Raw genomic sequence first — 12,901 nt, forward strand, 5'->3', positions numbered from 1 at the left:
TTTATCAATCGATTTCAACTTTCTGTGACGCTCGTCACTTTCGATTTCTGAGTTTTGTCTTAGCGAAGAAAAAATGACGCACAGTCATTTAAATCAGAAAAATCTGATGTTGCCGTTCATTTTTTGATCTGAGTGCAATCGCTAAGTACGATGAATTCGAACGCCGTTAAATGTGGTCGGCAGACCGAACAACCAATCCGCAAGTTTAATCGGATTAGCCCTTCCGCGCGTCGAAATTTTGTTCGCCGCTGCATATGGGGCGGAGTTCTGCTTTCGGCCAGCTTGGTACTGTTTTCGGCACATGCCCAAACTGTTCCTGACGCGGTCAACAGATCAATTGAACAGGAACAGTTGCGCCAGCAGCAGAGAGACTGGGATTTTGGGCGGCAACCACAACGCAGGCCCGATATCCGGCTTCAACCGGAAACGTCTGCGCCCACCGTTCCGGACGACACAGATCAGCCTTGTTTTGCAATTCAGTCGACCCAGATTGAAGGGGTGGACGGATTCGAGGTTTTGCCCGACGACTTCGACCGATTGAATGGCAAATGTGTCAATCTTAATGATCTCAATGCGTATTTGAATGAGATGAACGCGTTCTATTCTGATCGCGGCTATATCACGACACGGGTTTATTTACCCGAACAGGACCTTTCTAACGGCATCCTCAAAGTCCTGATTATACCCGGGCGTATTGAGGGATTTGACTACGAGTCAGGTGAAAGTGCTGACAGCAGAATTTTTGCGGCGTTTCCGTCCGGAGAGGGGGATGTCGTCAACTTGCGCGAGATTGAGCAAGCGTTGGAAAATTTCAACTCGCCGCGCTCTCAATCCGGAAAGTTCAAGCTTTACCCCGGAGAACGACAAGGGACCTCGATCATCCGTCTTTCTGCGGTGAATGATCCGCCGTATGGCGGCACACTGACTTTCAATAATTTTGGCTACAAAAATACCGGACGCCAAAAAATCGGTGGCAACCTGTATTACGACAACCTGCTTAATCTCAATGACACAATCCAGATAAATGCCTCTTCCACAAAGAGGGGGTTAACATCGAGCGATACCTATTCCAGAACGGCAAGCGGAAGCTATTTTGTGCCGTTCGGAAACTGGAGTGTCAGTGTCGGCGCCGGATATAGCCGATACGGCTTCATTCTTCCGGCAATCAATGAGGACTTGCCCGTTTATGGGCGTAGTCACTGGATTTCCGCCGATCTTCAACGCCTTATCTGGCGCGGAGAGTCTTCCAAATTCTATGCAGTCGCCGGTATTGAAACATCTCGTTCAAGAAACTTCCTGGACGAGTTCGAAGTCGTTGTTCAGAGGCGATTTTCGACCAAGTCCAAGTTCGGCGTGAATGGGCGTTTCAATTTTGAGAACGGCTACCACGACTGGTCGGTCAACGCCATTCGCGGACTGAACGCGCTGGGGGCGGAGCCGCCTTTGGATCCTGACATTGATCCAGAGCCATTGCTATTTACCGCAAGCTCTGCGCTGCAAGCCAGCTTTGCAGATGGGCTGTTGCGTTTGAGCCATCAAATCAACGGACAGTATTCCGAAGATAATCTTGGGAGTTCCGACAAGTTCGCCATCGGGGGCGGATATTTCAGCATCCGTGGCTTTCGAGAAGACAGTCTGTCGGGAAGGTCGGGCATTTCGACGCGCAACGATCTGAGCTACCGAGCCTTTGAGGATAAAGATGCCAGCCTGGACATCGTCCTTGGACTTGATGCCGGTTACGTCGAACTCAGCAAGGATGACCGGGAGACCTATGACGCCCCCTTTCTGGCAGGTGCATCTGCCGGAGTGCGGGTCAATTTCCTTGGAATTTTCAATCTTGATCTTGTGGTTGCCCGGGCGCTTAAGCGGCCCGAGGCCTTCACGGATTCAGGAATTATCAGATACGCGCAAGCGTCATTTTCGTTTTAACGGGGCCGTTGGGACATAGATCATGCAGTACATCAGCAAACTTTTGCCGGGTCTTCAGAAAAGTTCAGCTTTGATTGCAGCCGTGCTTTACACGTTATCCCCTGTTGTTGCGGGCGCGCAACAGGCGGCAAACACGGATCGGTCCGCTGTTGACCAATCCCGCAACGGCTTGACGATCTATAATATCAATACACCCAACGCCAAGGGACTGTCGAACAACATCCATAACAGTTTCGACATCCCCACACGGGGCGCAATTGATAACAACTCGGCGACGATAACCTATTCCCAGCTTGAAAAAGGCTACATCGAAGGCAACCCTAACCTGAGAAGTGGACAGGAAGCGTCAACGATCCTTCATCAGATCATTGGCGGGTCGCGATCCCAGATGAATGGCCTTCTGGAGGTGGCAGGCAAAAAGGCGCAGCTTGTCATCGTCAACGAGAATGGCATCACGTGCAATGGCTGCGGCTTTATCAATACCAGCAGAGCGACCCTTTCGACAGGGGCTGCAAATATCAACGCGTCAGGGGAACTTGCCGGTTTTGATGTAACGCGCGGCGATATCCTGATCAATGGCACAGGGCTTGATGCCGTTAGTGGCAATCAAGCAAGCGATCAGATCGACCTGATTGCACGAACTGTTGCCATTCGCGATGCCGCCAAGCTCAGGGCAAAGCAGCTTAACGTCATCACCGGCAGTAACACAGTCGATTATGCATCGCTGAGCCATAACCAGACGGCCAGTAGCGGTGCGGTTCCGGAAGTTGCCCTGGATGTCGCTGCCCTTGGCGGTATGTATGCCGATTACATCAGCCTCATCGCGACCGATGACGGGGTTGGGGTGAATATGAATGGTGAGGTGGCATCGGCAGGCAACCTTACCCTTGATGCGAATGGCAAGATCAGTTTCGGTGCTGCGTCGAAAGCTTCATCGGGTGCCAAGACCACGATTACGACGACAGAGGATTTCGAGGGGGCTGGCAGTGTAAAGTCTGCGGGCGATCTGAGTGTAACCGCCAAGAATATCACGAATAACGGCGTGCTGAATTCGGGGGCAAGCGTCAGCCTTGAAGCGCAAGAGCAGATAAAGTCCGGCAAAACGGCCATGATCCGCTCGGAAGATGACACGAGCCTGAAGGCCGGAACCGGCATTGAAAACAACGGCGTTGTAGCGGCCTATGGCAATCTTGATGTTGACGCGCCCGATATCCGCAATGATGGCGGCATTTTGTGGGCCAATGACAATGTCACGATCGGCTCGTCCGAGGCAGCTAACGGACGTGCCGATTATGTCCTGAACCGCAATGGTCGTATTGAAGCGTTTGGGGGCGACCTTGAAATCAAGGCCGAAAACATCGTTAACCAGGGCACTGCACCGACGGCCAATATCAAGGACAACATCTATCAGTTCTATGAAACCCCAGGCCCGGTTAACCCGAATGGCGATATCAAAAACCGCTTGGTCTCTGCAACGTTTCTTGCTGAAGACGGCACGGTGCGACCGGAATATACCGAAAGCTATGTCGCGCTTTGGGAGCAGCTGTTTTCTGACGACCTGAGCAATGCAACAGAACTGGACCCTGAGATTCTGGTTCTTTTGCAGGCATCGGCCGTTGGCGGCGGCGGCAACACACTTGGTTCTTCGTGGGTCACTTATTTTGGACGTCTGACAGGTAAGGCGTCTGAGGCTGGCGTGCCATCTCTTGTCGAGATGATGCGTGGCCTGATGGCCGATACCGCACGTGTTGAAGAAGTCGTAGCCGAGCCTGAACCCGCAGAACCGGGTGGGGCAGGCGGCGCACCAGGTGCACCAAGCGATCCGGAACCAGTTGCCGAAGGCCCAGAGCCCGGCTCTATCAAGGCGGAGTATCTTCCACAATATCTCGCCCTTTGGGAAAGCCTGTCGTCTGGTCAGGCCATAAGTGCCGATACGCTTGCAGCCCTTAATCCATCTTATGTCAAGGATGGGGCCGTCCTGCCGGAAATCAGCAATCTGTGGAATTCTATTCGGGCGGGTTCGGGCGCTGGGTACACGATCCTGGTGACGATCACCCAGGATACACTGAATGACGATGGCGTTCTGGCGGAACTTAAGGCAGGCAAGAACATCCTGCTTGAAGCCAAAAATATCAACAATGTCTATGGTGCTATTCAGGCGGCGGGCGATCTGGACATCACGGCAGAAAACCTGACCAATACCTCGTTTGGGGCCAGTCAGTCCCGCCATGAAGTGCATAAACGCGGCTGTTTCACCTGCCACGAAGGTGTGCTTGATTTCGCCGATACATTTGGCGGTGTGATTCAGGCACATGGAAATCTGAACATTTCGGTGACCGATTCACTCAAGAACATGACGATCGGCAGCCGAAGTGCGTCTCAGTTGCTGGCCGATATCGGCGTGCATCTTCAAAGCACCAGCAACCGTCTGAACGCAGAAGTTCCAAAACCGTCCAAAAGCACTGTCGCACCGACACCGGAAACATCAACGCCAGGTGCGGAAACATCGACCCTGGTTAACCTGATCGCCGAACTCGAAGAGGTTCTTGAAGAGGCACACGAGAATTTCGAAACCCCGGAATCCGGGGAACTCGATGCCTTCATGTCATCGCCGTATCTGTTCAGCCGACTTGATTTTGAGCCGTTGATCGAACAGAATGAACTGCGCGCCTTTGAAGTCCTGTCTTCCAATGACCCCACCGTTCGTCAGGCCTGGGCGACCCAGCAAATTCGTACGGCCCAACTGCTTGGCGGGGATGGTGCCGGTCAGACACGTAGTGACGTGATCAGCGAGCAACTCGAACTCGCACTGGCGCTGCCGACCTCAAGCGATAATGGGGCCAAACCGCTTTCTGCAGTGACAGCCTTCTTAGATAAACGCAACGGCGCGCTGATTTCTGCGGACAAGGTGGATATTGCCGCCGGTGAGGTCAAACAAATTGGTGGTGGGCAGATTGTCAGTGACAGCGAAACGACAATCACTGCGGATCGGATTGATCTTGAACGCGGCGATCTGAAATCAGATGGCGATATCAGCCTTTCGGGGGATCAGGAAGTCCGCCTAGCTGCGGTGGATATTGAGGCCGCAAACGATGTCACGCTTAAAAGTGACAGTGGCGATGTTTTGGTTGAAACCATTGAGGAAACAACCAACTTCACACGGGAATTGTACTCCGATGTCCGTGTTCGCAATCCAAATTGCTCGTCAAATGATGGCGATTGCGAACAATACACGACCAAACGCGTCAAAACCGGCAGTGGCAGTGGAACATCTGTTACCCATCAGGGCGGCACGCTTAATATTGGCGGTAACCTGACGGTTGAGGCCGCCAATGACGTGTCGGTGGTCGGGACTGATGCAAATGTTGATGGCGATGTGAAGCTTGCAGCGGGCGGTGATCTTTTGGTCGGCTCTGCGCGCAATGTTTATGATTATTCGCAAACCAGTGGCAAGTCATCATCCAAGGCGCACTCCGAAGAGCTCCTGACGTCGGCGATCAATGCCGGTGGCAATATTGCCATGACCGGCACCAATGTCGGGATCGAGGCATCTACCGTTTCTGCCGATGGCAAGCTTGATGTCATGGCCTATAACGACCTGTCGATTACGGCAGGTATGGAAAATTCAAGCTATTCCTATAAATCCAGCTCTGGTGGCGGCGGTTTCTTTGGCAAGAAAAAGTCCGAAAGCCTGACGGAAAATCACCTGACCTATCAGGAAAGTGTGCTGTCGAGCGGCGATGACATGTCGCTTAATGCCATGGGCAATATTGGCATTGCAGGCTCCGAAATCGAAAGCGGCGGCGATATTGATATTACCGCCTTTGGCGGGCTGACGATTACCTCGCTTCAGGAACAGCATCATCGCGAACATAAGGTCGAGAAAACAGGCCGCTTCGGCGGGATGTTCGGTGGATCCAGCTCGCGCACGGAAATCCGGGATCTCACCGAGATCAAGGGGACGGAAATCACCTCGCTGACCGATCTGACCACGCAGTCGGGATCGGATACCACCATTCGTGCCAGCCGGGTTTCGGCCGGGGGCGATTTGAACATCAGCGTCGGCAAAGGTCCGTTTGCCGATCCGGATGCCAAATTGTGGCTTCTGACCGACAAGGAACGCGATTACCTGTCGGTTTCGGAATATGAGGGCGGCACCCTTAAATGGACGGTGACGGAATATGGCCACGAGAAGGAAGTGGTCCGTCATGCCATCCTCGAATCGGGTGGGGATTTCATCATCGAAAGCCCTGGCGGCGTGGTGGTTGAATACCGCTCCACCGGCGATTTTGCCACTGACATCGCCCAGTTGGCCGAGGCACCGGGCCTTGAATACCTTGCTGACCTGCAAGGCATGGACAATGTCGACTGGGAGGGCGTCGAGGAAATCTACGAAACCTGGTACGACCAGAGCTCTGGCCTTGGTGGTGGTGCGATGGCGCTTATTGCCATTGCAACGGCAGTTCTGACAGCGGGGATTACTGCGGGGCTGGCGGCAGGCATTTCTGGAACAACTCAACTTGCAGCAGGTGCAGCTGTCGAAGCAGGCATGGCGTCCATTTCTATAGCTGGAGCAACGTATGTCGGTACGGCCACACAAATTACATCAATGATAATGGTCAATGCTGCACTCGCAAGTGTCGCAGCGACAGCAGCGACCTCAATTGCGAATGGGGCTGTTTCGGGCGATATGCGCGGGGCATTTCAGTCGATTTTCTCAAGCAACACGCTAAGAAGCATTGTAATTAGCGCTCTGACTGCAGGTGCTACACATTCTATCAATCTCGATACAATCGGATTTGATGAGCTGGGCCAGACGCCCGAATTTGTGTCATCTCTTCTGGAAAAAAGTCTAGATGGTGCCCTTCGGAGTGGTATCTCCAGCGTTATCGGTGGCACGGATTTCAGTGATGCAATCGTTGCTAACTTGCGTTTCGCCGCGACCGACACTCTGTTGTCATCCACACAAACCGTTATCGGCGATCTGACAGATGGTCTTGGAGCGAGCGACTTGCCGGTTGCAAATATGGTCGCGCACGCACTTGCGGGGGGGCTCGCCGCACAGGTGCTGGGTAATGATTTTGCGACTGGTGCGGTCTCCGCTCTTGCTTCGGCTAGCGTAGCTAACGCCGGTTGGTTTGATGGTCTTGAAGCACACCAAATTTCAGCAATTAGCCAACTGGTTGGTGGGGTTGCTGCCCTGATTGCTGGTGGTGATGGAAGTGAAGTAGGGTTAGGAGCCCATGTGGCTCAATCTGCAGCTATCAATAATTATCTGACACATGCCAATGTGAACGACATGATGTCTGAGTTGCGTAGTTGTCAGGCGTCAGAAGGAGGGTGCTCTGATGCGGAAGAGAGGGAAATCGCGTACAAATGGCTGAATGTTGCTGTCGGGAACGATAAAACTCTTGCCGCGACTTGTTCTGATTTGGCTTGCGTTCAAGCGATGCTTGGCCAGAAGGTTGACCTGTTCTCCAATAAAGCTGCTGAGTTGCAGAGTCTCAGCCCTACTGTCTTCAGTATTTTGCATTCGGGTTATTCTTTTGAGGTTCTCCAGCCTGCTCTTGATCAAATTGATGCAAATATTCGCTTCAGGGAGGATTACGAGAACTACGTAGACGTTAAGTGTGGAGGTGTTGCCTCTGCTGCCTGTGCACAATCTCACTACGAGGCGTGGGAAAACGTTAACGAAAAACTCGAAGTTGTAGACAAAGCAAAGCTTGTTCTTTCTGTCGTGGTCGGTGGCGGTATGGCTGCCGGGCCCAAGATGCTTCAGGTTCTCAAAAACTGTGCGACAAATGTTGCCTGCCTCAATGAACTCGGCATCACCTTAGTCGAGGCAGGAGCGGAAGTCGCTGCCGGAGGTCCGCTTGCGGGTAGCGGCGGGATCGCTTTTGCAGCTGGCTCTGCGATAGTGCTGAAGAAAGGTGATGAAGTTCTTGGCGTGATTGATGAGACACTTGGACACCTTACTCATTTGAATGCTAGTAGTGAGCTGTTCCGCGCCTCAGATGGTAGTCTTTTAAGATTTACGGATGATGGTGAATGGCGCGTTCTTTGGACTGAGCAAGCCTCTAAAAAGACAGGCCTGACGGAAGATTTCGTCGACCAGATGGTGTCAACTCCCAAAGGAGAAAGACCCGATCCTTCAACCTATATGTCGCAAGCTGACATTGATGCACATTTGGCACGCTTTGACGATGGTGCTGTTAGGTTCGCGTCTGCAGAAGATGTGTCGACTTACAGGACAGCTGGACCGCCTAGCGGAGGGTTCGTTATACCGAAATCAGAATTCGACAATCTTGTTCAAGAAGCAGGAGGTGACCTAAGCTTGGTAGAAGTCCGTCTCGGACTTGATACTGGTTCGCTAACTAGCGGAAATACTGTCGCGCTGGCAATTGAGCCACAAAATCTGAACAATCTAAGAATACCATCAGGTAACGAAGGCGGCGCAAATAGCAAATGGGTTCCGGGTGGGTTCACATCAGATGGTGTTCCTGAGGCAGTGATGGATTTCATCGGTGTGCCATTTACACCAATTCAGTTCTAAGAGGGGATTCAATGTCGAAATTAGAATTTGGTAAAACGTATTATCCTCCAAAGCCCGAAATAACTGTGACTGATAATTTAGTCAAAGGACCAGGTTGGAAGGTGGAAAGGTTTGGTACAGAATTTATATTCGAGTTTCTTGCAGCACGTCATGGTGGTGGTGTTGACCGATATAAGGTAACTGCTGAAGAATTCGAAGAGCTAAAGCTAGGAAGACTTTCATTTGAAGAACTTCTAAAAAAATACGACGTTAATTGATTTGAGCGAAAAATGGGATGCAAAAGATGTAGGAAGAAGGTGACAGATTTATTTCTAGGCACCTTTAAATCGTACCCTAACCTCGGGCATCAATGCTGGGAGTAGCATGGTCATGACAGGTACTAAGGCGGCGGGGGCTTTGACCTTGCCGCCGATTGCAAGCTTGATGTCATGGCCTATAACGACCTGTCGATTACAGCAGGTATGGAACACTTAAGCTATTCACACACGTCGAGCTCCGGCGGCGCTGGTTTCTTTGGTAAGAAGAAAACCGAAATCCTAACGGAAAACCACCCGACTATAAAAGTCGGGAATGTGCGGAGTTTGCTGTGAGCCGCACATTCCCTGTGCTTGAGCCTGTCGGGTGGTGGTACGTCAGGCGGGTGTTTGTTTTTGTCGCTTTGTTTGCGGGGCTTAGGCCGATTTGCGGTGGTTGGCGGCGTCTTCGGCTTTGATTGCTTCGTCATGCATTAGCGACAGGACCGTGCGCTTGTAATCCATGAATTCCGGGCTGGTCAGGGCATCGATATGGCGCGGGCGCGGGATCGCGATATCAAGCGACTGCTTGATCAGGCCGGGGCGGGCCGACATCACATGCACTTCATCACCAAGGAAAATCGCCTCGTCAATGTCATGCGTGATGAACAGCACCGTCTTGCGGCGGCTTTGCCAGACATCAAGCAGCAATTCCTGCATCATCTGACGGGTCTGGCTATCCAGCGCGCCAAACGGTTCATCCATCAACAAAATGCGCGGATCATTGGCCAGTGCCCGGGCCAGTGCCACACGTTGGCGCATGCCGCCCGAAAGTTCCTTGGGATATGATTTCTCGAACCCTTCGAGGTGAACCGCCTTGATCAGATCATCGGCGATGTCTTCGCATTCGGATTTCGAAAGGTTTTTAAGCTTCGGCCCGAACATGACGTTTTCGCGGACCGTGAGCCAGGGAAACAGGGTGTAGCTTTGAAACACCATGCCGCGATCCGCAGACGGGCCATTGATCGGATCGCCGTCAAGCTCAAGCCGCCCCGATGTCGGGGTTTCAAGCCCGGCGACAAGGCGCAGCAACGTTGATTTGCCACAGCCCGACGGGCCGACAATCACCGAAAAGGTGTCATTGGCAACATCAAGCGATACATCATCAAGGGCCAGAACCGGTGGTTTGCCCTTGGGTTCGAAACGGACCGTGATGTCACGGAGGGAAAGCTTGCTCATGAGTGTATCGCCCCTTAAAAATCAGCAGACCAGGGCAGCAAGCGCCGGCGTGCCCATTTAAAGAAGAAGTCGGTGATCAGACCCAGAATGCCGATGGTAAAGACACCGAGCAAAATCACATCGGTAAACAGCCCGCGCATGGCGTTCAGGATCATGTAGCCAAGGCCGGTGTCGGCTGCGACCAGTTCGGCCACCACCAGATAGGTCCAGGCCCAGCCCATGGTAACCCGCAGGTTATCCATCACACCGGGCATGCAGGCCGGAACCAGCACACGGGTGACAACGCGACGGCGGTCCGCACCAAGGGTGTAGGCGCAATCAATCAGGTCCTTGGAAATCCGGGCGGAAACGTCGGAAATCAAAATTAGCTGTTGGAAAAAGGTACCGAGGAAAATCACCATGATTTTCTGTTCGACCCCGATGCCGATCCACAGGATCAGAAGCGGGATCAGGGCGGAAACCGGGATATAGCGCATGAAACCGGTGATCGGTTCAATCAGCGCCTGCACCGCGCGGAAACTGCCCATCAGGATGCCGATGGGAACGGCAAAAACGGAGGCAAGGATAAAGCCCGACAGGATGACAACAAGGCTTGCCCACATATGTTCAAACAGCGACATATTGGCGATGCGCTTGATGCCGGCGGCCACCACTTCATGCGGGGCGGCAAGGAAGTCCTTGGGCGTGATCCCGCCATAGGTGAGCAAGCACCAAAGGGCCATGACAATAGCAACCGAAATCAGTGACAGGGCGACATAGGTGCCCTTGTCGATATCGGTCTTGGGCGAGAAAAGGGATCTGGTCCACATGATGCTTGCTCTTTTTAAGTCTTGAACTTGGTGGCGTTCGTTATTTCACGATGTCAGCAGCCAGCAGGCTTTTCGGATTGGCGTCCAGCGTAACCATGCCGCTTTCCTTGCCAAGGGTCATGGCATTGGCAATGGTGCCAACAATGCCATCCGGGTTGGACGGGTCCATGAAGGTCTTGTTCATGTCAGCATCATAAAACGCGATGCCCGAACGGGTGTCGGCAAAGACCGCCGGATCATCAAGCCAGCCGCCAACGCCTTTGGCCATAATCACGTCGGCTGCTTCTTCGTTGGCTTTTTGCCAGGCAACCGCCTTGGCCCATGCACGATACAGCGCTTCCATTTCCGGACGGCGGGCTTCAAGGGTTTCTTCGGTCGTCACCGCGATGTCGGTGATCAGGCCCGGTGCCTTGGAGCTGTCAATCAGCAGGTGACCATGTTCGGTATCCTGCCCACGGGTCAGCCACGGCTCCCAGGTCACGGCGGCGTCAACACGCTTGGCGACAAAGGCCGCGCCAGCGTCACCGGCTGACATGTTCATCGAATTTACGTCAGAAAGGCTCATGCCGGCTTCTTTCAGAAGAACACTGAGGAAGAACTGCGAAACAGACCCCTCGGTATAGGCGACGTTTTTGCCCTTGAGGTCTTCGATGGTTTTGATGTCGGCATTGGCAACAATCCCGTCACCGCCGCGTGAGTCATCAAGCGCAAACAGATAGGTCAGCGGATGGTCTTCGGTGTAAAAACCAAGAACGGTGTCAATGGTGGTCACAGCCACATCAATTCGGCCAGCCGCGAGTGCCGGCATACGGGTTTTGACGTCTTCCATCACGACAAGATCAACATCAAGGCCTTCTTCTTCAAAGAAGCCTTCTTCCTGGGCGATATAAAGCGGGCCATAGCCGACCCAGGTCGAATGCGCGATGGTGAGTTCCTCGGCCGAGGCGGCGGTGGACAGCGAGAAGGCGGTTGCGAGTGCCGCACCCGACAGGCAGATTTTCGAAAGAATGCGTTTCATAGATGGTGTCTCCGGTGTGAGATGCTCTCTGATAGGTTTTGGTCTTTTTCGGTATGCCTAGCCCGATTTTCGGTTCGGGTTTCTGGTGGCGTTTGACCCGGCAAGTACGCACAGCAATTCATACATGAGCGAAATGCCAAGCCAGGCTGTTCCTCCCGAAGGATCAAAAGGGGGGGACACTTCAACAAGGTCCGCCCCCACAATATTAAGGCCGCCCAGAAGGCGGATCATTTTCTGCGCCTCACGGCTGTTAAAGCCGCCGATTTCCGGTGTGCCGGTGCCCGGCGCGAATGCAGGGTCCACCGCATCAATGTCAAAGCTGACATAGGTTTTGTCGCGGCCGACAATGTCGCGGGCCTCAAGCATGACCGCGTCAATGCCGCGATCAAGGACTTCTTCCATGCGGATGATGCGAACCCCTTGGGCAAGGCCCCATTCAACATCTTCGCCGTCATACATCGTGCCGCGAATGCCGATCTGAACCACGCGCTTGGGATCAAGGTAGCCGTCCTCGATCGCGCGGCGGAACGGCGTGCCGTGGGTGTATTTGTAACCGTTGAAATAGCTGTCAAACAGATCGGTATGGGCATCGAAATGCACCATGCCAACTGGCCCATCAGATGCCAGGGCCTTGAGGATTGGATAGGACAGCAAATGATCGCCACCGGCACTCAAGGGCGTGATGCCCTTTGATTTCAGCGTGGCGATAAAGCCCGTGACACTTTCAAGCGTATCCATGATGTCGGCCGGATTGACCGGCGCGTCGCCCAGATCGGCAATGTTGCGGTCTTCAAACGGGTTTTGGCCGGTCGCGGGGTGTTTCGGCCGGATCATGGTCGACAGATCACGCAACTGACGCGGGCCATGACGCGCACCCGGACGGTTGGTGGTGCCGCCATCCCATGGCACGCCGACCATGGCGATATCGACCTCGCTTAAGACCGGGTTCTCAATCGACAAATGCGGCGCGCGCATAAAGCTTGCCACCCCGGCATAACGCGGCAGGGTCATCGCCGAGGGTGGAACAAAGGAAATAGCGGACGCAGTATCAGGTTTGTCAGCAGTGTTGGGCATGAAGGCAGGTCCTAGCGCGGTGGCGGTGGCGATGACGATGGTGTGG

Annotated in this window: 7 protein-coding genes; 3 read left to right on the top strand and 4 right to left on the bottom strand. The window is 53.5% G+C overall.

Going from position 1 to position 12,901, the window contains the following annotated elements; genetic code table 11:
• The first annotated feature begins 150 nt into the window (after window positions 1–150).
• From DY252_RS10235 to DY252_RS10245, 3 genes are read left to right on the top strand one after another with little or no spacing between them, the layout of a single operon-like run.
• Window positions 151–1,929 (top strand): ShlB/FhaC/HecB family hemolysin secretion/activation protein, encoded by a 1,779-nt coding sequence (locus tag DY252_RS10235; RefSeq protein WP_082923599.1) that lies wholly within the window; start codon window positions 151–153, stop codon window positions 1,927–1,929.
• Between the two features lie 22 nt (window positions 1,930–1,951).
• A complete protein-coding gene (locus DY252_RS10240) occupies window positions 1,952–8,482 on the top strand; it encodes a two-partner secretion domain-containing protein (RefSeq protein WP_064790372.1) in 6,531 nt (2,176 codons plus the stop codon).
• A gap of 11 nt (window positions 8,483–8,493) precedes the next feature.
• Window positions 8,494–8,739 carry a hypothetical protein gene (locus DY252_RS10245; protein ID WP_007091585.1) on the top strand — a complete coding sequence of 82 codons (246 nt, stop codon included), beginning with the start codon at window positions 8,494–8,496 and terminating at the stop codon, window positions 8,737–8,739.
• Between the two features lie 414 nt (window positions 8,740–9,153).
• Here DY252_RS10245 and DY252_RS10250 read toward each other — a convergent pair whose 3' ends face one another.
• The 4 genes from DY252_RS10250 to speB are packed head-to-tail and all read right to left on the bottom strand — an operon-like array spanning window position 9,154 to window position 12,855.
• Window positions 9,154–9,954, bottom strand: coding sequence for an ABC transporter ATP-binding protein (locus DY252_RS10250; RefSeq protein ID WP_064790373.1), 801 nt, complete (start codon window positions 9,952–9,954; stop codon window positions 9,154–9,156).
• A gap of 14 nt (window positions 9,955–9,968) precedes the next feature.
• Window positions 9,969–10,763 carry an ABC transporter permease gene (locus tag DY252_RS10255; RefSeq protein ID WP_064790374.1) on the bottom strand — a complete coding sequence of 265 codons (795 nt, stop codon included), beginning with the start codon at window positions 10,761–10,763 and terminating at the stop codon, window positions 9,969–9,971.
• A 40-nt stretch (window positions 10,764–10,803) separates the two neighbouring features.
• Window positions 10,804–11,781: an ABC transporter substrate-binding protein gene (locus DY252_RS10260; RefSeq protein ID WP_064790375.1), complete on the bottom strand. Its 978-nt coding sequence runs from the start codon at window positions 11,779–11,781 to the stop codon at window positions 10,804–10,806.
• 57 nt (window positions 11,782–11,838) lie between these two features.
• Complete coding sequence (gene speB, locus DY252_RS10265; protein WP_174713876.1) at window positions 11,839–12,855, bottom strand: agmatinase; 1,017 nt, start codon at window positions 12,853–12,855, stop codon at window positions 11,839–11,841.
• Window positions 12,856–12,901: the final 46 nt, after the last annotated feature.

The organism is Thalassospira indica, from assembly GCF_003403095.1.
Taxonomy (GTDB): Bacteria; Pseudomonadota; Alphaproteobacteria; order Rhodospirillales; family Thalassospiraceae; genus Thalassospira; species Thalassospira indica.

What these genes read in the sequence shown, in the direction of transcription:
- DY252_RS10240 (WP_064790372.1), top strand. Translation starts at nt 1,952, where the DNA reads ATGCAGTACATCAGCAAACTTTTGCCGGGTCTTCAGAAAAGTTCAGCT.
- DY252_RS10235 (WP_082923599.1), top strand. Translation starts at nt 151, where the DNA reads ATGAATTCGAACGCCGTTAAATGTGGTCGGCAGACCGAACAACCAATC.
- DY252_RS10250 (WP_064790373.1), bottom strand. Translation starts at nt 9,954, where the DNA reads ATGAGCAAGCTTTCCCTCCGTGACATCACGGTCCGTTTCGAACCCAAG.
- DY252_RS10245 (WP_007091585.1), top strand. Translation starts at nt 8,494, where the DNA reads ATGTCGAAATTAGAATTTGGTAAAACGTATTATCCTCCAAAGCCCGAA.
- DY252_RS10255 (WP_064790374.1), bottom strand. Translation starts at nt 10,763, where the DNA reads ATGTGGACCAGATCCCTTTTCTCGCCCAAGACCGATATCGACAAGGGC.
- DY252_RS10260 (WP_064790375.1), bottom strand. Translation starts at nt 11,781, where the DNA reads ATGAAACGCATTCTTTCGAAAATCTGCCTGTCGGGTGCGGCACTCGCA.
- speB (WP_174713876.1), bottom strand. Translation starts at nt 12,855, where the DNA reads ATGCCCAACACTGCTGACAAACCTGATACTGCGTCCGCTATTTCCTTT.